The sequence below is a fragment of the Amycolatopsis vastitatis genome (genome assembly GCF_002234595.1).
In the GTDB taxonomy this organism is placed as follows: domain Bacteria; phylum Actinomycetota; class Actinomycetes; order Mycobacteriales; family Pseudonocardiaceae; genus Amycolatopsis; species Amycolatopsis vastitatis.
In genome coordinates, this window is record NZ_NMUL01000031.1 from 45,234 (window position 1) to 69,545 (window position 24,312).

Annotated in this window: 23 protein-coding genes; 13 read left to right on the plus strand and 10 right to left on the minus strand. The window is 72.2% G+C overall.

Annotation, left to right across the window (positions count from 1 at the left end):
* Positions 1-57: 57 nt before the first annotated feature.
* Entirely contained in the window at positions 58-1,212 is a 1,155-nt protein-coding gene (locus tag CF165_RS28550; RefSeq protein WP_093950681.1) for an MFS transporter, read from the plus strand.
* Here CF165_RS28550 and CF165_RS28555 read toward each other — a convergent pair.
* Complete coding sequence (locus CF165_RS28555) at positions 1,202-2,002, minus strand: helix-turn-helix transcriptional regulator (RefSeq protein ID WP_093950682.1); 801 nt, start codon at positions 2,000-2,002, stop codon at positions 1,202-1,204. The two genes, CF165_RS28550 and CF165_RS28555, sit on opposite strands and share 11 nt — an antisense overlap.
* A 78-nt stretch (positions 2,003-2,080) precedes the next feature.
* On the opposite strand from CF165_RS28555, the gene CF165_RS28560 reads away from it, so the two are divergent.
* A complete protein-coding gene (locus CF165_RS28560; RefSeq protein ID WP_093950683.1) occupies positions 2,081-2,932 on the plus strand; it encodes an SDR family oxidoreductase in 852 nt (283 codons plus the stop codon).
* Between the two features lie 4 nt (positions 2,933-2,936).
* Here the strand turns inward: CF165_RS28560 and CF165_RS28565 are convergent, their stop codons facing one another.
* The gene (locus CF165_RS28565; protein WP_093950684.1) at positions 2,937-3,566 is read right to left on the minus strand and encodes a winged helix-turn-helix transcriptional regulator; all 630 of its coding nucleotides are present in this window, start codon (positions 3,564-3,566) and stop codon (positions 2,937-2,939) included.
* 82 nt (positions 3,567-3,648) lie between these two features.
* Between CF165_RS28565 and CF165_RS28570 the strand changes: the two genes are divergently transcribed.
* Positions 3,649-4,017: a VOC family protein gene (locus CF165_RS28570; RefSeq protein ID WP_093950685.1), complete on the plus strand. Its 369-nt coding sequence runs from the start codon at positions 3,649-3,651 to the stop codon at positions 4,015-4,017.
* A gap of 91 nt (positions 4,018-4,108) precedes the next feature.
* Positions 4,109-5,023: an oxidoreductase gene (locus tag CF165_RS28575; protein ID WP_093950686.1), complete on the plus strand. Its 915-nt coding sequence runs from the start codon at positions 4,109-4,111 to the stop codon at positions 5,021-5,023.
* Positions 5,024-5,059: 36 nt separating this feature from the next.
* On the opposite strand, the gene CF165_RS28580 is transcribed toward CF165_RS28575, so the two are convergent.
* Positions 5,060-5,737 carry a TetR/AcrR family transcriptional regulator gene (locus CF165_RS28580; RefSeq protein ID WP_158226845.1) on the minus strand — a complete coding sequence of 226 codons (678 nt, stop codon included), beginning with the start codon at positions 5,735-5,737 and terminating at the stop codon, positions 5,060-5,062.
* A 67-nt stretch (positions 5,738-5,804) separates the two neighbouring features.
* Between CF165_RS28580 and CF165_RS28585 the strand changes: the two genes are divergently transcribed.
* Complete coding sequence (locus tag CF165_RS28585) at positions 5,805-6,950, plus strand: FAD-dependent oxidoreductase (RefSeq protein WP_093950688.1); 1,146 nt, start codon at positions 5,805-5,807, stop codon at positions 6,948-6,950.
* Between the two features lie 6 nt (positions 6,951-6,956).
* On the opposite strand, the gene CF165_RS28590 is transcribed toward CF165_RS28585, so the two are convergent.
* Together CF165_RS28590 and CF165_RS28595 are read right to left on the minus strand one after the other, a co-directional pair.
* The gene (locus CF165_RS28590) at positions 6,957-8,039 is read right to left on the minus strand and encodes a C40 family peptidase (RefSeq protein ID WP_093950882.1); all 1,083 of its coding nucleotides are present in this window, start codon (positions 8,037-8,039) and stop codon (positions 6,957-6,959) included.
* Positions 8,040-8,104: 65 nt separating this feature from the next.
* The gene (locus tag CF165_RS28595) at positions 8,105-9,067 is read right to left on the minus strand and encodes a nucleoside hydrolase (RefSeq protein WP_093950689.1); all 963 of its coding nucleotides are present in this window, start codon (positions 9,065-9,067) and stop codon (positions 8,105-8,107) included.
* A 52-nt stretch (positions 9,068-9,119) separates the two neighbouring features.
* Here CF165_RS28595 and CF165_RS28600 point away from each other — a divergent pair, with 52 nt between their 5' ends.
* On the plus strand, positions 9,120-9,875 hold the full coding sequence (locus CF165_RS28600) for an acyltransferase (RefSeq protein WP_003058890.1): 756 nt from the start codon (positions 9,120-9,122) through the stop codon (positions 9,873-9,875).
* A gap of 141 nt (positions 9,876-10,016) precedes the next feature.
* Positions 10,017-10,412 carry a DUF6234 family protein gene (locus CF165_RS28605; protein WP_240521840.1) on the plus strand — a complete coding sequence of 132 codons (396 nt, stop codon included), beginning with the start codon at positions 10,017-10,019 and terminating at the stop codon, positions 10,410-10,412.
* A 17-nt stretch (positions 10,413-10,429) separates the two neighbouring features.
* Here the strand turns inward: CF165_RS28605 and ybiA are convergent, their stop codons facing one another.
* Both ybiA and ilvA read right to left on the minus strand, forming a co-directional pair.
* Complete coding sequence (gene ybiA / locus CF165_RS28610; RefSeq protein ID WP_093950690.1) at positions 10,430-10,996, minus strand: riboflavin biosynthesis intermediates N-glycosidase; 567 nt, start codon at positions 10,994-10,996, stop codon at positions 10,430-10,432.
* Positions 10,997-11,016: 20 nt separating this feature from the next.
* Positions 11,017-12,273 carry a threonine ammonia-lyase IlvA gene (ilvA, locus tag CF165_RS28615; RefSeq protein WP_093950691.1) on the minus strand — a complete coding sequence of 419 codons (1,257 nt, stop codon included), beginning with the start codon at positions 12,271-12,273 and terminating at the stop codon, positions 11,017-11,019.
* Positions 12,274-12,360: 87 nt separating this feature from the next.
* On the opposite strand from ilvA, the gene CF165_RS28620 reads away from it, so the two are divergent.
* Together CF165_RS28620 and CF165_RS28625 are read left to right on the plus strand one after the other, a co-directional pair.
* On the plus strand, positions 12,361-12,858 hold the full coding sequence (locus CF165_RS28620; protein ID WP_093950692.1) for a SigE family RNA polymerase sigma factor: 498 nt from the start codon (positions 12,361-12,363) through the stop codon (positions 12,856-12,858).
* Positions 12,855-13,841, plus strand: coding sequence for a hypothetical protein (locus CF165_RS28625; protein ID WP_093950693.1), 987 nt, complete (start codon positions 12,855-12,857; stop codon positions 13,839-13,841). The genes CF165_RS28620 and CF165_RS28625 overlap by 4 nt, the downstream gene beginning before the upstream one ends.
* 8 nt (positions 13,842-13,849) lie before the next feature.
* Here CF165_RS28625 and CF165_RS28630 read toward each other — a convergent pair whose 3' ends face one another.
* A complete protein-coding gene (locus CF165_RS28630; RefSeq protein ID WP_093950694.1) occupies positions 13,850-15,274 on the minus strand; it encodes a short-chain fatty acyl-CoA regulator family protein in 1,425 nt (474 codons plus the stop codon).
* Between the two features lie 228 nt (positions 15,275-15,502).
* Here CF165_RS28630 and aceA point away from each other — a divergent pair, with 228 nt between their 5' ends.
* Both aceA and aceB read left to right on the plus strand, forming a co-directional pair.
* Positions 15,503-16,783, plus strand: a complete 1,281-nt coding sequence (aceA, locus tag CF165_RS28635) for an isocitrate lyase (RefSeq protein WP_093950695.1) — start codon at positions 15,503-15,505, stop codon at positions 16,781-16,783.
* Between the two features lie 95 nt (positions 16,784-16,878).
* Positions 16,879-18,486 carry a malate synthase A gene (gene aceB / locus CF165_RS28640; protein WP_093950696.1) on the plus strand — a complete coding sequence of 536 codons (1,608 nt, stop codon included), beginning with the start codon at positions 16,879-16,881 and terminating at the stop codon, positions 18,484-18,486.
* A 123-nt stretch (positions 18,487-18,609) separates the two neighbouring features.
* Here the strand turns inward: aceB and CF165_RS28645 are convergent, their stop codons facing one another.
* A complete protein-coding gene (locus CF165_RS28645) occupies positions 18,610-22,218 on the minus strand; it encodes a S8 family serine peptidase (protein ID WP_093950697.1) in 3,609 nt (1,202 codons plus the stop codon).
* A gap of 137 nt (positions 22,219-22,355) precedes the next feature.
* Between CF165_RS28645 and CF165_RS28650 the strand changes: the two genes are divergently transcribed.
* Complete coding sequence (locus tag CF165_RS28650; RefSeq protein WP_093950698.1) at positions 22,356-22,847, plus strand: SigE family RNA polymerase sigma factor; 492 nt, start codon at positions 22,356-22,358, stop codon at positions 22,845-22,847.
* A gap of 10 nt (positions 22,848-22,857) precedes the next feature.
* Positions 22,858-23,712, plus strand: a complete 855-nt coding sequence (locus tag CF165_RS28655) for a hypothetical protein (RefSeq protein ID WP_093950699.1) — start codon at positions 22,858-22,860, stop codon at positions 23,710-23,712.
* Here CF165_RS28655 and CF165_RS28660 read toward each other — a convergent pair.
* Positions 23,703-24,236, minus strand: a complete 534-nt coding sequence (locus tag CF165_RS28660) for a TetR/AcrR family transcriptional regulator (protein WP_093950700.1) — start codon at positions 24,234-24,236, stop codon at positions 23,703-23,705. The genes CF165_RS28655 and CF165_RS28660 overlap by 10 nt on opposite strands.
* Positions 24,237-24,312: the final 76 nt, after the last annotated feature.

The following is a 24,312-nucleotide window of genomic DNA, read 5'->3' on the forward strand; positions in this document are numbered from 1 at the left end:
ACCTCGCGGGACCTCGACGGTCACCGCGGGGTGGCGGATGATCCGTAGAGTGGCCGGGTGACTGGGGAACTGAAACGAGCCCGGGTGGGCGTTTCGGTCGTGTTCGCGGTGTGCGGTGCGGCGTTCGCGACCTGGCTGGCCCGGGTCCCGGCGGTGCAGGGGCAGCTCGGGCTGAGCACGGGCGAACTGGCGACCGGGCTGTTCGGCCTCGCCGCCGGGTCGGTGCTGGCGCTGCTGGGCGCGGGGGCGCTGCTCGCCCGGATCGGCAGCCGCGCGGCCGTCGTGCTGGGCGCCGTCGTCCTGTGCGCCGGGCTGCCGCTGGTCGCGTTCGCGTGGGCGGCGCCGGTGTTCGTCGCCGCGCTCGTCGTGCTCGGGGTGGGCAACAGCCTGCTCGACGTCGCGATGAACGCGCACGCGGCCCGCGTCGAGGACGGCTACGGGCGCCCGATCTTCGCCGGCTTCCACGCTTTCTGGAACATCGGCGGCCTCGCCGGCTCAGGCGTCGACGCGCTGATGGAGGCCGCGCACGTTCCGGTGTCCGTGCACTTCCCGGTCGCCGGCGCGATTCTGCTCGCGCTCGCGCTGTGGGCGGCGCGGACCCGGTTCCTCGACGGCGCCGACCGCGGCCAGGGCGACGCGGCGTTCGCGTGGCCGAGCCGGGCGCTGGTGCCGCTGGGCGCGATCGCGTTCTGCGGGTTCGTCGCGGAAGGCGCGGTCAACAGCTGGAGCGCGGTGTACCTCGCCGACGTCACCGGTGCGACGCCCGCGCTCGCCTCGCTCGGCTACTTCGCCTTCTCCGTGACGATGATCGCGGTCCGCCTGGTCGCCGACCGTGTCGTGGCGCGGACGGGCGCGGTGCGGTTCGTCCGCGTCGCGACCATCGTCGCGGTACTGGGCTTCACCGTGGTCCTCGCCGTGCCGTGGCCGGTCGCGGGGGTGTTCGGCTTCGCGGTGGCCGGGCTCGGCGTGGCCGGGATCGTGCCGATCGCATGGAGCGTGGCGAGCCGGAAGCAGGCGGACGCGCCGGGCCGGGCGGTCGCCGCCGTCGCGGCCTGCGGGTACCTGGGCTTCCTGGTCGAACCGGTGCTGGTCGGGGCACTCGCCACCCGCGTCGGCCTGCACTGGGCGTTGTCGTCGGCGGCCGTGGTCACTTTCGGGATCCTGTTCCTCGCACCTTCGCTGCGGGTGCGCGAAGCGGCGCTCACGCGGTGAGAGCCCGAAGCCGGCGCAGGCCCTCGGCCGACGAGGTGCCCGGCGCCGCCGTGTAGACGAGGAGCCGGTGCTCGTGGCCCGGGACGGCGAGGATTTCGCAGTCGAGCTCCAGCGGGCCCGCGACCGGGTGGACGGTCCGCTTGGTCAGCGTCCGCTGGACGACGACCTCCCGTTCCGCCCACAGCCGGGCGAACTCCGGGCTCTCCGCCAGAAGTTCGTCGACGAGCGATCGGACCGCCGGATCGGCCGGGTACCGCCCGCCCGCACGCAGGTCGGCGACGCACAGCCGGGCCAGTTCGAGCCGGTTGCCGGTGATCGTGTCGCCGGTGTCGAACAGCCGGCGCAGCCGGTTGCGGTCCGGGGCCGGGAGCGCCGCCGGGTCGCCGATCAGCGCGACCAGCATCCGGTTCCAGGCCAGCAGGTCGTAGCGCGCGTCGATCACCATCGCCGGCACGTCGTCGAGGCGGTCCAGCAGGCGCAGGACGTTCCCGGGCACCGGCCGTGGCGCCGGCACGGCCACCGGACCGGCCAGCCGCCGGAGGTAGGCGTGCTCGTCGGCGGTCAGCCGCAGCGCACGCCCGAGCGCGCCGAGGACCTGCTCCGACGGCCGTGGGCCCCGGCCCTGTTCGAGCCGCACGTAGTAGTCGACGGAAATCCCGGCCAGCAGCGCCACTTCGGTGCGCCGCAACCCGGGCGTTTGCCGACGGCCGCCGGGAGCCAGGCCGACGTCGGCGGGGCGCAGCCGGGCCCGCCGGCTGCGCAGGAACCCGCCCAGCTCGATCCGGTCCATGATCCCATCATCACCCCGTGGCGGGGTGGTACCGCCAGTGCCTACCCCGCGCCGTCCGCGCCGGACGAGCCTGGGCGCATGACGATTCTGGTGACCGGCGCCCGCGGGACGATCGCTCGCGCGCTGGTGGGACAACTGCTCGATGCCGGACACGAAGTGCGCGCCGCCGGCCGGGAGCCGGGCCGCGCCCGGATGCCCGCCGGTGTCGAGGTGGTCGCGGCCGACCTGGCCCGGCCCGGGAACTGGGACGCGGCCCTGAACGGCGTGTCGGCGGCGTTCCTCTACGCGGGAACCGCCGGTCTGGGCGGGTTCCTCGCCCGGGCGGGCAGCCTGGCGCACGTCGTCGTGCTGTCGGCCGCGGGCGCCGATCCCGGAGCCGACGACGCCATCGCCCGCGCCCACGGCGAAGCCGAACAGGCGGTGCGCGATTCGGGAATCCCGTGGACGTTCCTGCGCCCAGGCGGTTTCGCGGCCAACCGGCTGGTGTGGGCGCAGCCGATCCGCGCGACGGGCGTGGTGCGCGACCCGTTCCCGGACTCGCACGCGGCGCTGATCCACGAGGCGGACATCGCCGCCGTCGCCGCGTGCGCGCTGACGTCGTCCGGCCATGTCGGTGCGGAGTACACGCTGACCGGGCCGGAGTCGTCCACTGTGCGGCACCAGGCCGCGCTGATCGGCCGGGCGGCCGGGCGCGAGGTCCGCGTCGAGAGGCAGGATCTCGACGACTACCGCCGCGAGCTGACCGCGCTGTTCGCGGCCCGCGGCCTCGGTCGCGTGGGTGCGGCCGACGTCGTCGAAGCGCGGATCCGGCGGCTGGCCGCGCTTGTCGACCGGCCTCAGCCGACGACGGAGACGGTCCGCGAAGTCACCGGCCGCCCGGCCCGGGGTTTCGCCGGGTGGGCTGCCGACCACGCGGCGGACTTCGCCTGAGCGGTCAGCTCTCGCGCTCGCGCAGGAGCCGCCGGACGGCTTTCCGGTCGCCGTCGATCTCGACCCGGCCGTCGCCGATCGCGGCGTCGAGGTCCGACGGCGTTTCCAGCAGGGCGTTCAACGTCGGCGGGTCGGTCCGGATCGCGGCGTCCGGGGCGGCCGGTTCGCCCGGCTCGACGGTGAGCCGGCCCGGTTCGGTCCGGATCGTCCACACGCGAGCGTCCAGTTCGACGCGGTAGCAGGCGGTGCCGCGCGGCCGGGCGGCACCGCGGAGGAACAGCAGCACGGACGTGGTGCCGAGGTGCGCGGACCGGGGGAGCGGGACGCGGCCGCCCCACGCGCCGAGGGCGAGCACGACCGGCTCCAGCTCGCGGCCCCACCCGGTCAGTTCGTAGACCGTCGAGCCCGCCGGCGGTGGCAGCTTCCGGCGGGCGACGACGCCGTGGCCCTCGAGCTCCCGGAGCCGGTCGGTGACCAGGTTCGAGCTCGCGCCCGGCAGCGCGCGCCGGACGTCGGAGAACCGCTGCGGCCCGAGCAGCAGCTCGCGCACCACGAGCAGCGCCCACCGTTCGCCGACGACGTCCAGCGCGCGCGCGATGGTGCAGGCGTCCTCGTAGCTCCGGCTCGTCGGCATGGTTTCAAATTACCACTGTAAGGTTGTTTTTAACAACTTGATCGGCGTACGGTGGGTGACTCGATCCGACGGAAGGAACGTCATGAGCCGACCGGTTGTGCACTTCGAGATCATCGGGACCGACCCGACGCGGCTGCGCGGGTACTACGGCGAGCTGTTCGGCTGGGAGTTCGACACGTCCGGGCCGGTGTCGGACCAGGTGTCCGAGCCCGGCGGCTACGGGTTCGTGGAAACCGGCGGCATCCCGGGCGGCGTCGGCGGCGGTGCGAAACACGAGAGCCACGTCGTGTTCTACGTGGGCGTCCCGGACGTCGCGGCGGCGTTGGCGGAGGCCGAGCGGCTCGGCGGTACTCGCCGGATGGGCCCGGACCGCGTGGCGGGCCGGGACCTGGTGGTCGCCCACTTCGCCGACCCCGACGGAAACCTGGTGGGACTGGCGGGCCCGGCCTAGGCGCGCGGGCGCTGCTCGGCCGCGCAGACGCGGAGCAACCCTGCCGCCTGGGCGGGGCACCACCCCGGCTGCCGCGTGCCAGACTTCGATCATGACTTCGGACCTGCTCGGGGCGGCGGCCGCCGGCACCTGGACACTCGGCGACCTGACGGTCAACCGCATCGGCTTCGGCGCGATGCGCTTGCCGCAATACGGCCAGGCGTTCGCGCCCGGCGCCGTCCCGCGCGACCGCGAGCAGGCGATCGCCGTGCTGCGCCGGGCCGTCGAGCTCGGTGTCGACCACATCGACACGGCAGCGTTCTACTTCTCCCGGCTGCGGTCGGCCAACGAGCTGATCAACCGCGCGCTGGCGCCGTACCCGGCCGGCCTGGTCATCGCGACAAAGGTAGGACCATCCCGTGATCCCTCCGGTGAGTGGTTGCCCCTGGCCACCCCGGAGCAGCTGCGCGGGCAGGTCGAAGAGAACCTGCGTCAGCTCGGCCGCGACCACCTCGACCTGGTCAACCTGCGCGTCGCCGGGCTCGGTTCGATCACCGAGCACTTCGGGGTGCTGGCCGGGCTGCGGGACGCGGGCCTGATCCGGCACCTCGGCATCTCCAACGCGCGGCCGGAGCACCTCGCGCAAGCGCAGACCGTCGCGCCCGTGGTGTGCGTGCAGAACGCGTACGGCTTCGCTTACCGCAGGGGACAGGACGCGTTCGTCGACACCTGCGGCGAGCAGGGTGTCGCGTTCGTGCCCTTCTTCGCGATCGCCGGCGCCGGGCGCGAGGCGGGGACCGGCGGCGACGAGCACGAGGAAGTACTCGCCATCGCCCGGGACCACGGGGCGAGCCCGGTGCGGGTGCGGCTCGCCTGGGCGCTGCGGCGAGGACCGCACGTCCTCGTCATCCCGGGGACCGGAAGCCCGGACCACCTGGAGGACAACGTCGCGGCCGGCGCTCTCCGGCTCACCGCGGACGAACTGTCCCGGCTCGACGCCGTTCACCGGGCGGCCCCGGAGCGGTGAACCACGGGGAATCCGGCCGCCGGGGACTGGTGAACCTCAGAGGGGGAAGTTCGCGCTGATGCCGTCCAGGACATAGGACAGGCGTCGTTCGAAGGCCTCGTCCGGGCTTTCGGATGGCCCGGTGTTGGTGAACCATCTGCTGACCAGGGGGTATCTGCCGCTGTCGAGCGCGGACCGCACGTAGTCGCCGGCGGTGTCGTCCAGCGGCGCGGGCTCTGCTGCCGCCCTGACGGATTCGGCGAGGGCGAACCCGCGGACGAAGGTCACGATGGTGCGCCAGATGTCGAGCAGCTGCGGCATGGACAGGCCGTGGCCGTCGATCAGCGTCAGCGTCGATTCGGCCATGGCGAGGGTGTGGGGGCCGAAGCTCGTCGCGCGGAGGATCCGGCCGGCCATCCACGGGTGCCGCAGGGTGACGCGGCGCAGGGTGTGGGCGATTTCGGACAGGTCGGTGCGCCACTCGCCGGTGGGTGGCGGCGCGATGGCCTCCGCGCTGACCAGGTCGGACATGAGGGCGAGGAGGTCGTCGCGGTGGTCGACGTACCGGTACAGGGACATGGTGCCCGCGCCGAGGTCTTTGGCGACCCGGCGCATGGTCACCGCGTCGAGCCCCTCGGCGTCCGCGATGCGGATCCCCGCTTGGGCGATGCGCTCGTAGGACAGCGGGGTGCGCGTATCCCGCGTGGCTTCTTCAACACGATTCCAGGCGACCATTTGCCGCAGATCGTACGCTGCGCGTACGTTGTACTCAACAGGTACAACGTACGCAAGGAGATGCTCCATGAGAACCCCCCATCACCCGATCGCGATCATCGGCGCCGGCCTGGGCGGCCTGGCCCTCGCGCGGGTCCTGCACACCCGCGGCATCGAGGCGGCGGTGTTCGAGCGGGAAGCGGGCCGGCACGTCCGCACGCAGGGCGGCATGCTCGACATCCACGAGGACTCCGGCCGGCTCGCCCTGCGCGCCGCGGGCCTGGACGAGCCGTTCCGCGCGATCATCCACCCCGGCGGGGAGGCGCTGCGCCTGCTGGACCGCGACGCGAACGTCGCCCTGCAGGAAGCGGACGACACCACCGGCGGGCGCCCCGAAGTCGACCGTGGCCAGTTGCGTGACCTCTTTCTGGACGCCCTCCCGGACGACGCGATCCGCTGGGGCGCCCAAGCCACCGAGGCCAGGCCGCTGGGCGAGGGCCGCCACGAGGTCACCTTCGCCGACGGCCGCACCATCACCACCGACCTGCTCGTCGGCGCCGACGGCGCGTGGTCGCGAATCCGGCCACTCGTCTCGGCCGCCCACCCCGCCTACACCGGCATCTCCTTCGTCGAGGCCGACCTGCTCGACGCGGACACCCGCCACCCCGGCAGCGCCGACCTCATCGGCGGCGGCTTCTTCATCGCCCTGGACGGCGAACGGGGGATCCTCGCCCACCGCGAAACCGACGGCAGCCTGCACGTCTACGCCGGCTTGCGTGCCGAAGAGGACTACCTGGACAGCATCGACTTCACCGACACCGCGGCGGCGAAGGCCGCGCTGCTGACCCACTTCGCCGGCTGGCACGACCGCTTCCACACGCTGCTGACCGACGCCGACGGCGCACTGGTGCCGCGCCGCGTCAACGCGCTCCCGGTCGGGCACCGCTGGGACCGCGTCCCCGGCGTCACCCTGCTGGGCGACGCCGCCCACCTCATGTCGCCGTTCGCCGGCGAAGGCGCCAACCTCGCCATGCTCGACGGCGCCGAGCTGGCCCAGGCCATCGCCGCCCACCCCGGCGACACCGAGACGGCGCTGGCCGCCTACGAACAAGCGCTCTTCCCCCGCAGCGAGGACTCGGCCGCCGAGTCGGCCGCCTCGCTGGAGCTGATGTTCGGCCCCGACCCGGTCACCCGCCTCGTCGACCGGTTCGCGTCCTTCCGGCAAGAGGCCTGAACGACGCTATTGCGTCGGGCGGCCAGCTCCCGCGTAGTCGTCGCCGTCACGGCGGTACGAGTGGACCTGCACCGCCTGGCCGGTCTGCGGGGCGTCGATCATCTGCTGGTTGCCGATGTAGAGACCGACGTGGTGGATCTTCGTCGACGGCTCGCCGTAGAAGATCAGGTCGCCCAGCTGCGGGTCGGTCACGTGCGGCACGCTCCGGAACTGCGTGTCGGCCGTGCGCATCAGCTTGACGCCGGCGCTCGCGTACGCCGCCGTCGTCAAGCCCGAGCAGTCGAAGCCCGGGTCGTTGCCGCCGGTGCCGTTGCCGCCCCAGATGTAGGGGAGCCCGATCTTGTCGATGGCGAAGTTCACCGCGCTCAGCACCGCCGCGTTCGGCGCCGCCGAGCCCTGGCCGACCGTGCCGTACACGTTCACCGTGGCCAGCGTGCGGTGCAGGAACAGCGGCGCCGGCTGCAGCGTGCTGACCGAGTTCCACCACACCTGGCCCTGGGACAGGTCGTGGCCGTCGGCGCAGAGCGCGCGGCCGGTGGTCAGGGCCGCGTCGTCGATGTTCTGCACATCGGGCTTCCCGCCCGACGCGCTCGCCTGGTACTTGCCCCAGATCGCCGGGGACAGCTGCATCGGCCCGGCCGCGTTCGCCGTCGAGACGACCTTGTTGTAGAAGTCGCGCACCTCGATGGTGCCGAGCGGCTTGTCCAGCACGCCGGTGGTGCCGAACTGGCCGCCGCGCGCACGGCCGTGGTCCGTGGTCACCTTTCCGACCGCGGCCAGCGTGACCCACGAAAGGTGGCAGCCGGGGACGTCCTTGCCCAGTTTCGTCGTCGCCTTCGCGTAGCCGACCATCGCGCGCAGCGGGACGTCGAGCCACTGGCTGGTCTTGGACGCCCAGGCGTCGAACTCGCTCGCTTCCGGCACCTTCGGCGGCGCCGAGGTCTGCGGCGAGGTCCGTGGCGCGCTCGACGACGGCTTCGGCGGCGCCGAGGTGACCGTCGCGGCGGCGTTCGTGGTCTCCTGCTGCTTCGGCGCGAGCAGGACGCCGGTCACCAGCGCGGCCGCGACGACGACCACCGCGGCGACCACGACGACGGGCTTGCGGCGACGGGGTTCTCCGGCCGTCTCTTCCGGGGCGGCCTCGGGCTCCTCGCTCACCGGGCGGCCCCGGTCAGCCGGTCGAGGACGAAGCCGCGCAGGCCGTCGAGATCGGTGTCCACGGCCACTTCGATCGGCCGGCCGGGCACGAACTGCGGATCGTCTTCGCCGAGCCGCCGCCGGTCGACCAGGGTCTGCCCGCGGGCCGGGCCCAGCCCGCAGTCGACGTCGACGCGGTAGGTCTCGGTGCGCAGGATGCCCGGCGAGATCGCCTCGGCGACCGCGACCGCGTCGTGCATGACCATGCGGTCTTCGCCGAACACGCGCGTGTAGTGCTGCCGGTAGGTCGACGTCAGTCCTTCGAGCGTGGCGCCGACCGGGCCCGACGCGGCCAGCTTCGCCAGCCACTCGCCGTCGACGGCGCAGCGGTGGGTGAGGTCCAGCGGCACCAGCACGACCGGCACGTCCTCCTCGACCAGCACGCGGCGCGCCGCTTCGGGGTCGCTCCAGATGTTGAACTCCGCGGCGGTCGTGCTGTTGCCGAACGTCACCCCGCCGCCCATGATCACCAGCCGCGCGATCTTCGCCGCCGCGCCCGGGTGCGCCGCGAGCAGCGCGGCGATGTTCGTCAACGGCCCGATCGGGGCGATGGTCACCGGATCGTCCGAGGACTCCAGCAGGTCCAGCATCAGGCGGACGGCGTCGCGCTCGTCCTGGGGCCGCGTCGCCTCGGGCAGCGTGTAGGAGTGGCCCGACAGGCCGTCACCGCCGTGGACCGCTTTCGCGTCACGCGGCTTGGAGTACACCAGCGGCCGCGCGGCCCCGGCCGCCACGGGCACGTCGGCGCGGCCGAACAGCTCCAGCAGGCGCTGCGCGTTGGACGTCGTGCGCTCCAGCGGGACGTTGCCGAAAACCGACGTCACGCCCAGCAGGTCGACGTCCGGGGACAGCGCCGCCAGCGCGATCGCCAGCGCGTCGTCGACGCCTGGGTCGGTGTCGATGATCAGCTTCGTGCCCATCCAGCTCCCCTTGCCTGCGAACCCGTCCCGCACACAGGTTACGGTCACGGGCATGACGTCGATGTGGGGTGCGCCCGCGCTGTCGCGGGTGCGGGCCTGGCGCCGTGCCCGGCAAGACCCGCGGCAGGCCAAGTTCCTGACCGCCGACTCGCTGCGCTGGGTGCTGCGCAACCGCGCGTACACGCCCTGGTACCTGGTCCGGTACTACCGGCTGCTCAAGTTCCGGCTCGCCAACCCGCACATCATCCTGCGGGGCATGCTCTTCCTCGGCAAGGACGTCGAGATCCACTGCCGCCCCGGCTACGGGCGGCTGGAGATCGGCCGCTGGGTCCACATCGGCGACGGCAACGCGATCCGCTGCCACGAGGGCTCGCTGCGGATCGGCGACAAGTCCGTGTTCGGCCGCCAGAACGTCATCAACTGCTACCTCGACATCGAGCTCGGCGCGGCCACGCTTGTCGCCGACTGGGTCTACATCTGTGACTTCGATCACGTCATTTCGGACATCCACGTGCCGATCAAGGACCAGGGCATCGTGAAGTCGCCGGTGCGGATCGGGCCGGACACCTGGCTCGGCACCAAGGTCAGCGTGCTGAAGGGCACCCGCATCGGCCGCGGCAGCGTGCTGGGCGCGCACGCGGTCGTCCGTGGTGACATTCCGGACTACTCGATCGCGGTCGGCGCGCCGGCCCGGGTGGTCCGCAACCGTGAGGACGACTACGCCGCCGACGCCGCACGTCGCGAGGCTGTCGCGGACATGGCGCGGAAGGCGAACAAGGCACTCCAAAAGACCCTCGGCGAGCAGTAGCGGTCGGCGATACTGGCCCGGTGGGGGAGAACCGGACCGTCCTGACGCCGGCCGCGCTCGCGCTGTGCGCCGTGGCCTGCTGCCGGGCGTGGTCGTCGCGGCGACCACGCGCCACTGGGTCGAGCACGCTGGCGGCGGCGAATGCGCGGGCGGCTGACCGTGTGGCGTGACTTCCGCGACGTGGCCGTGGCCGCCCTCCTCGCCCTGGGGGCGTTGACGTGGCTGGTCGTCGTCCCGCTGATGTTCGTCCGGGGCGCGCTGACGGCGGACGGCATGGGACTGGGACCCGGCAATCCCGCCGCGGCGAGCGGCACCTTCGAGTGGGCGTCCTGGCTCGGCGCGGGCATCCCGGTCCTCGGCGTGGTCGTTTCCGCGGTCACGCGGCGATGGCGCTGGACCTGGTTCTACGGGACCTGCGTCGTCGTGGTCGCCGTGGTGGCGGCGGTCCGGTGGGCCCAGACCCGTCCCCATCCGCCACCGCCGCCGGAGCCGACGCACTGCGTCGAGCGGAGCGGCGGCGACTCCGACTGTCCCTGACTTCCGGGCCGCTGCTGCTACCGGACGCGCAGCTGCTCGCGGACTTCCATCAGCGCGAAGCCGAGCAGGTTCAGCCCGCGCCAGTAGTCCGGCTTGGTCGCGTTCTTCTCTTCGCGGGCGAGCCCGCTGCCCCAGACGAGGTCCTTCTTGGACGCCTCGACGAGCACGGCGTCGCCGGTGCCGAGCAGGAACCGGCGCAGGTCGCGGTGTTGCCGGAATTTGGCCAGGTTGCCGTCGACGACGATGTCGAACCGGTGCCGCTCCCAGGTGGCGGCGTCGAACCCGTCGACCTCACGCCCGAGCACCTTCGCGGTCTTCGGGTCGGGGGTCTGCCGGATCAGCTCGGCTTTCTCGTGGTCACCGAACAGCGACGCCTTGCCGGCCATCATGTAGTGCTCGGCGGTCGGGTAGACGAGACCGGCGGCTTCGAACGGGTCGACCCACCACTGGCTCAGGCAGCTCGCCGTCACCCGCCCGGACTTCGAGGGCGTGTGCCCGTAGAACAGCAGGTACTCGGGCTCCGCACCCTCGTGGACTTTTTCGCGCAACGCCTCGACACTGCGGACCCCGTCGACCTTCACCATCCGCCTAGTGGACCACGCCGTCACAGCAGGAAGTGGAACAGGGGGCTGCCGGGCTCGATCCGCTCGACCTGCAGGGGGCTCGCGTCCATCCGGGCCAGCAGTCCCGGAAGGTCGGATGATCGGGCGATCTCCACGCCGACCAGCGCCGGGCCCATCTCGCGGTTGGTGCGCTTGACGTACTCGAAGCGGGTGATGTCGTCCTCGGGCCCGAGCACCTGCTCGAGGAACCGCCGCAGCGCCCCCGGCTCCTGCGGGAAGCCGACCAGGAAGTAGTGCTTCAGCCCTTCGTGCATCAGCGAGCGTTCGAGGATCTCGCTGTAGCGGCTGACGTCGTTGTTGCCGCCGGAGATCAGGCAGACGACGGTCTGGCCGGGCTCGACGTCGACGACCGTGCCGAGCGCCGCCGCCGCGAGCGCGCCCGCCGGCTCGGCGATGATCCCGTCGGACTGGTACATCGCCAGCATCTCGGTGCACACCGCGCCCTCGGCGACCGCGGTCAGTTCGGCGCCGCTCTCGCGGATCAGCGGATAGGTCACCGCACCGGCCTCGCGCACGGCGGCGCCGTCGACGAACGAGTCGAGCTCCGGCAGCCGCACCGGGTGCCCGGCCGCCAGCGCCGCGGCCAGGCAGGCCGCGCCCGCGGGTTCGACGCCGACGATCCGGACGCCCGGGTGCCGCTCGCGCAGCCAGCTGCCGACCCCGGCGAGCAGCCCGCCGCCGCCGACCGGGACGACCACGACGTCCGGGACGAACCCCAGCTGCTCGACGACTTCCAGGGCGACCGTGCCCTGGCCGGCGACCGTGCGGACGTCGTCGAACGCGGGGACCAGCGTCGCGCCGGTGCGCTGGGCGTCCTCGTTGGCCGCGGCGAAGGCGTCTTCGTACGTTTCGCCGACGACGATGACCTCGATGTGCGGGCCACCGAGCGTGGCGATGCGTTCCCGCTTCTGCCGCGGCGTCGTGCCGGGGACGTACACGCGGCCGTTCGCGCCGAGCCGCCGGCACGCGTACGCGACGCCCTGGGCGTGGTTGCCCGCGCTGGCGCAGACCACGCCGAGCTCGCGGGTCGGCTCGTCGAGCTGGACGATGAAGTTGTAGGCCCCGCGGATCTTGTACGACCGGACTGTCTGGAGGTCCTCGCGCTTCACCCAGACCCGGGCGTCCACGCGGGCCGACAGCCGGGCGCTCGGTTCCAGCGGCGTCCGGGTCACCACCCCGGCCAGCCGCTCGGCGGCCTTTTCGATGGTCGCCGCGGTCACCGTGTCGATGTCGTGCACCCCGGTGAATCTACGACTCGGGCGCCGGGGGCAACCGCCCGGGCTCCCGGGCGCATCAAAGGGGTGACGACAAGATGGGGGGCGCCGATGGACGGCGGCTTCACCGAGTACGCGACCACGCGGGCGGCTTGGCTGCGCAAGGTCGCGTACTTGCTCTGCGGCGACTGGCACCGGGCCGACGACCTGGTCCAGTCCGCGATCACCCGCCTCTACACGAACTGGCACCGCGCCGGGCGGGCGGACAACCTGGACGGGTACGCCCGCCGCACGCTGGTCAACACGTTCCTGGCGGAGCAGCGGACATCGTGGTGGCGGCGGGTCGAGCTGCGCCAAGACGACCAGGACCCGCCCGTCCCCGGCTCGGACGTCGAAATGGCCCTTGACCTGCGCGCCGCGCTGGAACGTCTGCCGGCGCGGCAGCGCGCCACGGTCGTCCTGCGGTACTTCTGCGACCTGCCGGTCGCGGACACCGCGCGGGCGCTGGGCTGCTCCGAAGGCACCGTCAAGAGCCAGACCGCGAAGGCCGTCGACACGCTGCGCGAGCTGCTGCGCGAGCCCGTCAGCATTCCGGAGGGACGACCATGACCGACCACGAACTGACCACGATGTTGAAGGAACTGGCCGACGCGCCCGCGCCGCCGCCCCGGATCGACGTCGGCCGCGCGCGCCACATCGGGGGACGCCGTCGTCGTGTGCGGACCACCGCGCTGGTCGTGGGCTCTGCCGCGGTGGTCGCGGCCGGCGGGGTGGTGGCGGTTTCGGTGTTCCGGCCGTCCCCGGCACCTGCGCCGGTGGCCGTGGCGCCCGCACCCCGCCCCGTGTCCGTCGCGCCGGCGCCCACCGACAACCCGCTGGTGGCGAAGGCGAGCTTCGGCTGGCTCCCGGAGGAGATCAAGGGCATCGAATACGCCGCCGGCGGACACGGCGACACTGTCTTGGCCATCGGCCGCGGCGACCTGGCCCCGATGATCTGGCTCTCGGTCGACGACCGCGAACCGGGCCCCCCACGCGACCTGAGCGGCACGCCGAAGCAGGTCCCGCAGAAGGTCGGCGGCCGCGACGGCCACTGGATCACGACCGACGTGAACGACCCTCTCAACCACGGCGACAGCTACTTGCGCTGGCCGACCCCGGACGGCCGGTGGGCCCAGCTGCACACGTACTACCTCGCCCGGCCCGACCTGCAGCAGGCGCTGGTGCGGGTCGCGGGCGAGGTGACCTTCGGGCCCCGGGCGGTGCCCCTGCCGCTGCGCATCAGCAGCCTCCCGCCGTCGTTCCGCCTGTCCGACGCCTCCACGTCGCGCCGTCCGGACACCGACGGCGTCCCCTGGCAGCTGGTGCTGCAGTACTCGTCGAACGGCGCTTTGGTGACGATCAACGTCTCACCGCCGGGCGCCCGCCGCACGTACGGCCTCGGCGACCCGCGGTGCACGACGAAGAACGGGCTGCGGGCGTGCGTCGCGATCGACCACCCGCAGGCCGCGGGCATCGACGCGCAGGGCTTGCTCGACCGCGTCACCCTGCTCGGCCCGGACGAGACGAAGTGGACCACGCACGTGATCGAATGAGGGGATGATCAGCCCTTCGGCACCGCCGGGTAGGGGACGAAGGTGCTGGTGTTCTCGTCGACGGTGAGCTGCTTGCCGATGGTCGGGAACGCGCGCTGGGAGCACGCCGGGCGTTCGCAGACTTTGCAGCCCATGCCGATCGGGGTCGCCGCGGCGGGCTCGTCCAGGTCGAGACCGGTCGAGTAGACGAGCCGCCCGGCGTGCCGCAGCTCGCACCCCAGGCCGACGGTGAACGTCTTGCCGGGGCTGCCGTAGCCGCCGATGTTGCGCGACACCGTGCGCGCGACCCAGAAGTAGCTCTTGCCGTCGGGCAGGGTGGCGATCTGGGTGAGGATCTTGCCCGGCTGGGTGAACGCCTCGTAGATGTTCCACAGTGGACAGGCGCCGCCCACGCGGGAGAAGTGGAACCCGGCCGCGGACTGCCGCTTCGACATGTTCCCGGCCCGGTCCACCCGCACGAAGGAGAACGGCACCCCGCGCTGCTTCGGCCGCTGCAGGGTGGACAGCCGGTGGCAGACCGTCTCGAAGCCGACGCCGAAGTGGTCGCACAGCCGCTCGATGTCGTAGCGGAACCGCTCGGCCGTGGCGAGGAACGGGCCGTAGGGGAGGATCAGCGCCCCCGCGAAGTAGTTCGCCAGGCCGACGCGGGCGAGCGACCGGGCGGCCGGCCCGGAGAACGCCCACGAGTCGGCGAGCTCGGTGATCAGGTCGTCGTACTCCAGCAGCGCGATCTGGGAGGCCATCCGGAACGCCTGCTGCCCGACCCGCAGGCTCGGCGCCAGCCGCAGCACGCGGGTGACCGGCTCGTAGCGGTGCTGCTGGCCGGCGGATTCGTCGATGCCCTCGCTGGTCACCTCGACGCCGTAGCGCTGGGAAAGGCGTTCCTTCAGCGCGCTCAGCACCTGGCCGCGCTGCAGCGGGATGTCGGCCGCCATCTTCTCGGCGCGTTCGTCCAGTTCCGCGACATAGTTCTCGCGCTCGTAGAAGAAGTCGCGGACCTCCTCGTGCGGCAGCGGCGCGGCGGCGCTGCCGTGCAGGCCCAGGCCGTTTTCCGTGGTCAGCGCGGCGGTGTTCTCGACGGCGTTGCGGTAGCTGCGGTGCAGCTTGACCAGTGCCTGCGCGATCGCCGGCAGGTTCGTGGCCAGCTCGTTGAGCTCGCTCATCGTGACGTCGATGCCGAGGGCCTCGTCGAGCAGCGCTTCCTTGACGTCGGCGACCAGGCGGGACGTGTCGTTGTTGGCGAAGAACTCGGTGTCGACCCCGAACGCCTGCGTGATCCGCAGCAGCACCGGGACGGTCAGCGGACGCGAGTTGTGCTCGATCTGGTTGAGGTAACTGGGTGAGATCTCGAGCACACGGGCGAGGTCGGCCTGGCTCATCGACCGGCTTTCGCGAAGGTGGCGCAACCGGGCGCCGGCGAAAGTCTTCTCCATTCGTGCCCTCCTTTCCGGAAGGTTTCCGGTCCTGAACGGTTACGTGACCGGTCAAGAACGCGGATTTTCGCGCACTTGCGAACCGGCCGATTCGCAACCTTTGCAAAGAGCGTACGGAACCTTCGCACAAATTGGCAAATTGGACGACTGGACCCGGTTTTCCCTGGCGTGTCAGGGTCTGAGCAAGCAAAGCGAGCAATCGCAAACTTCGCAACACCGGGAGATCCGATGACGGAACAGGCCAAGCAGGCGGCCGCGGAGCTGGCCGCGCAGTGGGCGAGCGACCCCCGCTGGGCGGGCGTGCAGCGCTCCTACTCGGCCGAAGACGTGATCAAGCTGCGCGGCAGTGTCGTCGAGGAGCACACCCTGGCCCGCCGTGGCGCGGAGAAGCTGTGGGGCCTGCTGCACACCGAGGACTACATCCACGCGCTCGGCGCGCTCACCGGCAACCAGGCCGTCCAGCAGGTCCGGGCGGGCCTGCAGGCGATCTACCTGTCCGGCTGGCAGGTCGCGGCCGACGCCAACCTGTCGGGTCAGACCTACCCCGACCAGAGCCTGTACCCGGCCAACTCGGTGCCGGCCGTGGTCCGCCGCATCAACAACGCGCTGGGCCGCGCCGACCAGATCAGCTGGGCGGAGGGCAACACCGACATCGACTGGTACGCCCCGATCGTCGCTGACGCCGAAGCCGGGTTCGGTGGCCCGCTGAACGCGTTCGAGCTGATGAAGGGCATGATCGCGGCCGGTGCCGCGGGTGTGCACTGGGAGGACCAGCTCGCGTCCGAGAAGAAGTGTGGTCACCTCGGCGGCAAGGTGCTGATCCCGACCAAGCAGCACGAGCGCACGCTGAACGCCGCCCGCCTCGCCGCGGACGTGCTCAACGTGCCGTCGCTGATCGTCGCCCGCACCGACGCCCAGGCCGCGACACTGCTGACCAGCGACGTCGACGAGCGCGACCAGCAGTTCCTCACCGGCGGCCGCACCGCCGAGGGCTTCTACGAGGTCACCAACGGCATCGAGCCGTGCATCGAGCGCGGCCTGGCCTACGCCCAGTACGCCGACCTGCTCTGGATGGAGACCTCCGAGCCGGACCTCGAGGTGGCGCGCAAGTACGCCGAGGCCATCAAGGCGAAGTTCCCGGACCAGATGCTGGCCTACAACTGCTCGCCGTCGTTCAACTGGAAGAAGCACCTGGACGACGCGACGATCGCGAAGTTCCAGCGCGAGCTCGGCCACATGGGCTACAAGTTCCAGTTCATCACGCTGGCCGGCTTCCACGCGCTGAACTACTCGATGTTCGACCTGGCGCACGGCTACGCCCGCGAGGGCATGACCGCCTACGTCGACCTGCAGGAGCGCGAGTTCGCTTCGGAGAGCCGTGGCTACACCGCGACCAAGCACCAGCGCGAGGTCGGCACCGGCTACTTCGACCAGATCGCCACGGCGCTGAACCCGCAGAGCTCGACCACCGCGCTCAAGGGCTCCACCGAGGAAGCCCAGTTCCACTGATCCCGGCCGCGGCCTGACGACGGCATCCCCCCTCCGCCGTCAGGCCGCGACCTTCCCCTTCTTCCTTCCCCGCCCACAGCTCGCGGAGGCACCCCATGGTTGATCGGCTGAACTACCGCATCGAGGTCACCGGCCCGGTCGAGGGCCGGTTCGCGGAGATCCTGACCCCGGCGGCACTCGACTTCCTGGCCAAGCTGGACAACACGTTCGCCGGCCGCCGGCGCGAGCTGCTCGACGCCCGCCGCGTGCGGCGCGAGGAACTGCAGTCCGGGGAGAAGCCGCTCGGCTTCCTGCCGGAGACCCGCTCGATCCGCGACGACGAGTCGTGGCACGTCGCCCCGACCGCGCCGGGCCTGGAGGACCGCCGCGTCGAGATCACCGGCCCGACCGACCGCAAGATGACGGTCAACGCGCTGAACTCCGGCGCCAAGGTGTGGCTGGCGGACTTCGAGGACGCGACGTCGCCGACGTGGCACAACGTCATCGACGGCCAGATCAACCTCTACGACGCGATCCGCCGCAACATCGACTTCACGACGGAAGCGGGGAAGCGCTACACGATCGGCGAGGACCCGGCGACGATCGTGGCGCGCCCGCGCGGCTGGCACCTGGTGGAGAAGCACATCCGCATCGACGGCCGTCCGGTGTCGGCGAGCCTGGTCGACTTCGGCCTGTACTTCTTCCACAACGCGCGCCAGCTGCTCGCTCGCGGCGTCGGCCCGTACTTCTACCTGCCGAAGCTGGAGAACCACCTCGAAGCGCGTTTGTGGAACGACGTCTTCCTGCTGGCACAGCGCGAACTGGGCATCCCGCGCGGCACCATCCGCGCGACCGTGCTGATCGAGACGATCACCGCCGCGTTCGAAATGGACGAAATCCTCTACGAGCTGCGTGAGCACGCCGCGGGGTTGAACGCCGGTCGCTGGGACTACATCTTCAGCATGATCAAGAACTTCGCCGCGCACGGCGCCGACTTCGTGCTGCCGGACCGCGCGCAGGTGACGATGACCGTGCCGTTCATGCGGGCCTACACCGAACTGCTCGTGCGCACCTGCCACCGGCGCGGCGCGCACGCCATCGGCGGCATGGCCGCGTTCATCCCGAGCAAGGACCCCGAGATCAACGCGACCGCGCTCGAGAAGGTCCGTGCCGACAAGGAACGCGAGGCAGGCGACGGTTTCGACGGTTCGTGGGTCGCGCACCCCGGCCTGGTCCCGGTCTGCCGCGAGGTCTTCGACGGCGTGCTGGGCGGCTGGCCGAACCAGCTCGGCAAGCTGCGCGAGGACGTCCACGTCACCGCGGAGGACCTCCTGGACGTGGCCAGCGCCGGCGGCGAGGTCACCGAGGCGGGCGTGCGCGCGAACATCAACGTCGCGCTGCGGTACGTCGACGCGTGGCTGCGCGGCACCGGCGCGGCGGCGATCCACAACCTGATGGAGGACGCGGCCACCGCGGAGATCGCGCGCTGCCAGGTCTGGCAGTGGATCCGCAACGGCACGAAGCTCGAGGACGGCACCGCCCTGACCCGCGAGCTGGCGGTCGAGTTCCTGAACGACGAGCTGGCCTCGGTGCGCGCCGACCTCGGTGCGGGCAACCGCCTCGACGACGCGTACGAGATCTTCACCGAAACCGCGCTGGGCGAGAAGCTGCCGAGCTTCCTCACCACGGGTGCCTACGCGCGGTACCTCACGGACGCCCGGTAGCAGGGGCCCCGGCTTCCCCTACCTGACGAGGGGAAGCCGGATCCACACTGATTGGGATGGTGTGGTCCGGACCGGTCCCGGTGGCGGCGGCTCCCCGCCACCGGGACCGGTTCATTTCCGCCGTCAGGAGATCGCGTACGCCCGGATCACCGTCTGCCGCACGGTGTTCCCGCTGTCGTCCGACGCGCTCGCCCGCAGCGAGACGAAACCGCTCTTCGGATTCCGCGCCACGACGGTCCAGTGATCCCCGGTCCGCAGGGTGACCGCGGGCTGCCAAGTGCGTCCGTCGTCCGTGGACGTCTCGACGGCCAGCTTCGTCCCGGCCCCGCCGCCTTGCCGTTCGACGAACGCCGGGAACGTGAAGACCCGGCCGCCCGGTGCGCGGTTGCGGAGGTCGACCGCCGGGTCGAACCGCGCGGTGAGCAGCGGCAGGGCCTGGCCGTCCGCGGCGGCCGACGAGCGGAAGCCCCACTCCGCCGACACGTCCGTCCACAGTGGCCACCAGTCGGTGTGCCGGTGGACGTCCGCGGAGAGCCGGTACGCGCCGTCGGCGTCCGGCACCGGGATCGTGGCCCAGCCCGGCCCTGCCGGAGGCACGGGAATCGCGACGCCGTCCTTCGAGAGGCTCACCGAACCGGTGTCCCCGGCGGCCGGCTCGGGCGTGCGCGGCCGTCCGGCGGCGTCGCCGAAGAGCGGCAGCCGCATGTCGAAGACGCCGTCCTTGCGCCACGCCCACGGCCGCGGCTGCTCGCCGGAGTGGGTCACGGTCAGCCCGCGCAACGTCGGGCCGGCCACGGCCTTGTTCCACGCGAGCTGGTGCTTGCTGCCCGCGGCGAGGTCGAGCTTTTCCGTCAGCTCCCTGAAGTAACTGGCGGTCCACACCGTTTCCCACCGGCCGGGGGAGTAGTACTCGGTGCGTTCTTGCTGGTCGGCCACGGGTTCGGTGTAGCCATAGCCGCCCATCCGGCCGAAGAACTCGTACCCGGCGACGTAACGGATGGTCGAGGGGACGTTGTCGTAGTAGGCGGTGCGCACCTCGGCGAGGTCACGCGTCTTCGGCCGCTGCACGCGGGCGGCCGTCACGGCCCGCTCGACGCCGTCGGTGAGTTCGTAGCGGAAATTCGGCGACGGACGGCTGACCACCGTCGCCGAGGCGCCGCCCTTCTTCGCCAGTTCCGCCAGACGCTGTCCGGTCACCGACCTCCCGCTCCAGATCGTCGGCATGGTCAGTGCCGGGATGCTGCCGCCGAGCACCGTGGCCGCGGCCGCGTCGCCGGCCATGGAGACCAGGCCGAGCTTCGCCCCCGCGTGCTCGACGTTCGAGAGCCGCTGGTACGCCTCGGTGATCTCCGTGCCCATGGGTAACTCGATGACCACGAGCTTGCCGCGGGCGTCGATCCCGGCCAGGTCCTCGGGGGTGCCGGCACCACCGGACACGATCGGCAGCGTGCTGCTGCCGGCCGGCGCGGCGGACTCCAGCCACATGCCCCGGACCGCGAACGGCTTCCCGTCGTCCGCGGTCAGCTCGAGGTCGGGTTCGGTGGCCCGGCGCAGCTGGCTGAAGGCGAAGGCGGCCGACGAGGTCCCCGGCACCGTAGCCGCGAACGCTTCGTGGAAGCGGGGGTCGAGGTCGGTGAGGTCCGCGAAGACGCAGGCGCAGGCGGTGATCCGGCTGAGCAGCTCAACGTGGTGAGTGCCGCCGCGCGCCGCTGGGTTGTCCGGCTCCAGTGACATCGGCTTGCCGTCGCGCGCGTCGAAATTCTGCGTGACGTCGTGGTCGAGCACCAGTTCCGGCAGGCTGATGAAGCTGAACGACGGCTCCTGACCGGGCCGCGGCGTCTCGATGATGCTGTGCACGGCGTACCGGCCGCGCGGCAGCCGGTAGGTGCCCGGTCCGGCGTCGGTGAACGAGCCGGTGTCGAGGTCGATGATTGCCACCGGCGGGTAGCCGGTCGGCGTCCACGGCTTGCCGTCGCGGTCGACCAGGCCGATGGTCAGGTCGTACATCTCCCCCTCCTGCCGGACCGACAGCGCGGTCCGGGTGCTGACGCCGTCACCGCGCGCGGTGAGGATGCCGCCGTGGGTGCCCGGCGCGCCGTCCTGGGCGGTGAAGGTGAGCTCCACCGGGGTGCTGCCGCCCGCGGGCACCGTCACGGCCGCCGGGAAGGTGACCAGGCCGCCGAGGTCACTGGCGAGCGTCAGCGTGACCGGCGTGGCGCCGGAGTTGTACCAGGTGACCGTCGCCTTCTTGGTCATCCCATGATTGGGCCATGGGAGGAACGCCGACGCTCCGCCGGTGGCCGTGACCGGTGAGGTTGTCGCGCGGGCGACGTCGACGCGGCCGGTGCCGACCGCGGCCGGCCCGGCGTCGATGGGCGTGGCGCTGCTGGTCAGGGCGGCCTTGAGCCGCTCGGCCGGCCAGTCGGCGTGCTGCTGGGCCAGGATCGCCGCCGAGCCCGCGACGTGCGGCGTCGCCATCGACGTGCCGTTCAGCGTCTGGTAGCCGTCGCCGACGGGTTCGCCCGCGGGCGGGATCCCGGCCGGGCGTGCCGCGGTGATCGACTCGCCGGGGGCCGCGACGTCCGGCTTGGCCGCACCGTCGCCGGGCCGGGGGCCGCGGCTGGAGAACGCGCTCAGGACGTCCTTTTTGGACACGCTGGCCACGGCGAGCGCCGCGTCGGCCGCCGCCGGGCTCTCGACGGTCTCGTCCTGGCCCGAGTTGCCCGCGGCGACGACGAACAGCGTGCCGTAGTCGCGGGTCAGGGTGTTCAAGGCTTCGGACACCGGATCGGTCCCGTCCGACGGGCTGCTGCCGAGGCTCATGTTCACCACGCGGGCGTGCGCCTCGGTCACCGCCCACTGCATGCCGGCCAGGACGCTGTCGAAGGTGCCGTGGCCGGAGTCGTCGAGGACCTTGCCGACGGCCAGGGTCGCGTCGGGTGCCACCCCCCGGTACTTCCCGCCGGACGCCGCGCCGGAGCCGGCGACCGTCGAAGCGACGTGCGTGCCGTGCCCGGCGCCGTCCTCGATGCTGCCCTTGCCGGTGAAATCCTTGCCCGGGCCCACGCGGCCGGTGAAGTCCGGGTGGGCGGTGGCGATGCCGGTGTCGAGCACCGCGACGGTCACGCCGCGGCCGGTGAGGCCCGCCTGCCACGCCGTGGGCGCGCCGATCTGCGGCACGCTCTGGTCGAGGCTCGCCTGCACCTTCGCGTTGAGCCACACCTTCGCGGTGCCCGCCGCGAGCGTGGCGGGTTGCGTGGTGAGCCGGTTCCAGAACGCCGCGGCGCCGGACTTGGGCTCGTCGAGCGCGGTGTAGCCGAGCGCGGCCGGCCGGGCGGCCACGCCGGTCCGGGCGGCGACCGCCGGGCCCGCCTGCCGGACCAGCAGCGGCACGTGCGGCGTGCGGGCGTCGTCGTAGCCCTGGCGCAGCAGACCGGTGACGTTGAACAGCTGCTCGTCGAGCCGCCCGGCCCGGACCAGCGCGGCGGCGTCGCCGGGCAAGACGTAACGGTCGCCGCGCCGGACGTACTGCTGGAACGGCACGGGCCGGTCCCGGCGGGCGGGCAGCACCCGCGCGTCGGCGCCGCTGACCAGCACCTGGTCGCCGGTGACCAGCGTGATCCGGCTCGGTGCCGCGGCCGGTGTGCCCGCCGGGGCGGCCGCGGCGACGGGTGCGGTCAGCACGCCCGCGGCCAAGGTCACCGCGATGACCGCGGTGATCGGTTTCCTCATGGAATGTTCCTCACTGTCGGGTCCCCCGGTTCGTGGAACGGGCTCCGCGCGGCGGCGGGTTGCCCGGATTTCGATCTCCGGGCAACCCCCGCGCCCGCCGGTCCCGTTCGACAGGTGAGGGCGACGAGGAGGAACTGGTGAAACGGTCGGAAGAGGCGGGGTACCGCGACTACGTCACGACCCGGATGGAAGTCATGCGCCGCACCGCCTACCTCCTGTGCCGGGACTGGCACCTCGCCGACGACCTGGTGTCGATCACGATCGGCAAGCTGTACCGGCACTGGCCGCGCGCCCGGCAGGTGGAGCACCTCGACGCCTACGTCCGCCGGATCCTCGTGCGGACGTGGCTGGACGAGAAGGCCAGGGCATGGCGGCGGGAGGAACCGGCGGAGACGCTGCCGGAGCCGGCGGTGCTGCCCGCCGACGACGTCGTCGAACGGCTCGGCCTGCTGGAACTGCTCGACGCGCTGCCGCCGCGGCGCCGGGCCGCGGTGGTGCTGCGCTATTACTGCGACCTTTCGATCGAGGAGACGGCCGAGATCCTCGAGTGTTCACCCGGAACCGTGAAGAGCCAGACCGCGCGCGGGCTCGACTCGCTGCGCGCGCTCGTCGCCGCGAGCCAGAGCTGATGGAGGGAAAATGAGCAGGGAACAGTTCGACGCGGCGATCGGCGCCGTCCCGCCGTCCACAGTGGACGTAGAGGCGGTGCTGGATCGCGAACGCCGCCGGGCGCGGGTGCGCCGCGTGGCGAACCCGTGGACCGCCGCGGGCGCGGGCGTCGCGGCGGTGGCCGCCGGCGCGGTGCTCGTCCTCGCTCCGGGCGATCCCGCGCCGAGCGTGGTGCAGCCCGGAGCGGCCGCGCCACCCTCGTCGTCCGACCCGTGCCGGCTCGCCCCCCGGCCGACCACGGCTCCGCTCCGTGAGAAGGCGACGGTGGTGGCGGACCGGCTGACGACGGTGCTCACCGACGCCGTCCGGCAGCGCGTCGCCGCGGGCACGACGCTGGGCGTCCACACGCTGGGGCAGTACCCGAAGGGCACCCAGCACCCACCGCTGGCCTTCTTCCACGTCTTTTCCGCGACGGTGGCCAAGGACAGCACGTGCAGCGGCGGCGAGGACTACTTCATGGCCGCGGCCTCGACGACGGAGAAAGCGCACAAGGGCAACGTCTGGGCCGTCGTCACCCGGCTCGGCGGCAACGCCACCCCGGCGTCCGAGTGCAGCCCGCCGCCCGAGCGGACCGAGGGCTCGTGCCACCGCCGGACCGGACCACACGGCGAGACGATCGTCGAGGAGACGTTCACCATGCCGGGCGGCCCGACGGTCAACCGGGTGAACGTCACCAAGCCCGACGGCACAGGCGTCCTCGTCGAGGCCCAGAACACCGCCCGGGACGCGAACCAGGGCGATGCGCCGGACATGCCGTCGCCGCCCTTGAGCCTCGCCCAGCTGGCCGAGGTCGGGCTCGATCCGGGGCTGACGCTCTACCCCTGAGCGGCCAGCAGGACCTTCGCGGCTTCGCGGGCCGTGTCGGCTTCGCCGGGGTTGCCGGTGATCGCGGCGAGCACGGTCGCGCCCTCCACGAGGGCGAACAGCTGGTCGGCGAGGTTCTGGCCGGAAACGAGACCACGTAGGTAGGCGCGGACCTCGTCCTTGTGCTTGCGGATCGCGGCGGCGATGCCCGGTGCGGGCTCGCCGAACTCGCCGAAGGAGTTGATGAACGCGCAGCCGCGGAAGCCCGGCTCGGCGAACCAGCTCTTCAGCCAGTCGAACACGGTGAGCGGGTCGTCGCCGCGGGCGTGGACGAATTCGCGCAACGACCGGCGCCAGCGCTCGTCCCGGCGCAGGAGGTAGGCCTCGACCAGGTCGTTCTTCGCCGGGAAGCACTGGTAGAGCCGCTTGAGGGAGACGCCGGAGCGTTCGCGGACGGCGTCCATCCCGATCGCTTGCACGCCGTGGGCGTAGAAGAGCTCTTCGGCGGCCTCCAGCAGCCGGCCGGTCGCCTCGGTGGAATTCATGTCACCTGCCCCTGGCGCTGAGAATGATCGTTCTCTAGTCTAGCGGCAGCAGTGGAGAACGCACGTTCTCCGCGTC

What these genes read in the sequence shown, in the direction of transcription:
- CF165_RS28660 (WP_093950700.1), bottom strand. Translation starts at nt 24,236, where the DNA reads ATGAATTCCACCGAGGCGACCGGCCGGCTGCTGGAGGCCGCCGAAGAG.
- CF165_RS28575 (WP_093950686.1), top strand. Translation starts at nt 4,109, where the DNA reads ATGACTTCGGACCTGCTCGGGGCGGCGGCCGCCGGCACCTGGACACTC.
- aceA (WP_093950695.1), top strand. Translation starts at nt 15,503, where the DNA reads ATGACGGAACAGGCCAAGCAGGCGGCCGCGGAGCTGGCCGCGCAGTGG.
- CF165_RS28600 (WP_003058890.1), top strand. Translation starts at nt 9,120, where the DNA reads ATGACGTCGATGTGGGGTGCGCCCGCGCTGTCGCGGGTGCGGGCCTGG.
- CF165_RS28625 (WP_093950693.1), top strand. Translation starts at nt 12,855, where the DNA reads ATGACCGACCACGAACTGACCACGATGTTGAAGGAACTGGCCGACGCG.
- ybiA (WP_093950690.1), bottom strand. Translation starts at nt 10,996, where the DNA reads ATGGTGAAGGTCGACGGGGTCCGCAGTGTCGAGGCGTTGCGCGAAAAA.
- CF165_RS28655 (WP_093950699.1), top strand. Translation starts at nt 22,858, where the DNA reads ATGAGCAGGGAACAGTTCGACGCGGCGATCGGCGCCGTCCCGCCGTCC.
- CF165_RS28560 (WP_093950683.1), top strand. Translation starts at nt 2,081, where the DNA reads ATGACGATTCTGGTGACCGGCGCCCGCGGGACGATCGCTCGCGCGCTG.
- CF165_RS28645 (WP_093950697.1), bottom strand. Translation starts at nt 22,218, where the DNA reads ATGAGGAAACCGATCACCGCGGTCATCGCGGTGACCTTGGCCGCGGGC.
- aceB (WP_093950696.1), top strand. Translation starts at nt 16,879, where the DNA reads ATGGTTGATCGGCTGAACTACCGCATCGAGGTCACCGGCCCGGTCGAG.
- CF165_RS28605 (WP_240521840.1), top strand. Translation starts at nt 10,017, where the DNA reads ATGCGCGGGCGGCTGACCGTGTGGCGTGACTTCCGCGACGTGGCCGTG.
- CF165_RS28585 (WP_093950688.1), top strand. Translation starts at nt 5,805, where the DNA reads ATGAGAACCCCCCATCACCCGATCGCGATCATCGGCGCCGGCCTGGGC.
- CF165_RS28620 (WP_093950692.1), top strand. Translation starts at nt 12,361, where the DNA reads ATGGACGGCGGCTTCACCGAGTACGCGACCACGCGGGCGGCTTGGCTG.
- CF165_RS28580 (WP_158226845.1), bottom strand. Translation starts at nt 5,737, where the DNA reads ATGGTCGCCTGGAATCGTGTTGAAGAAGCCACGCGGGATACGCGCACC.
- CF165_RS28555 (WP_093950682.1), bottom strand. Translation starts at nt 2,002, where the DNA reads ATGGACCGGATCGAGCTGGGCGGGTTCCTGCGCAGCCGGCGGGCCCGG.
- CF165_RS28565 (WP_093950684.1), bottom strand. Translation starts at nt 3,566, where the DNA reads ATGCCGACGAGCCGGAGCTACGAGGACGCCTGCACCATCGCGCGCGCG.
- CF165_RS28595 (WP_093950689.1), bottom strand. Translation starts at nt 9,067, where the DNA reads ATGGGCACGAAGCTGATCATCGACACCGACCCAGGCGTCGACGACGCG.
- CF165_RS28570 (WP_093950685.1), top strand. Translation starts at nt 3,649, where the DNA reads ATGAGCCGACCGGTTGTGCACTTCGAGATCATCGGGACCGACCCGACG.
- CF165_RS28630 (WP_093950694.1), bottom strand. Translation starts at nt 15,274, where the DNA reads ATGGAGAAGACTTTCGCCGGCGCCCGGTTGCGCCACCTTCGCGAAAGC.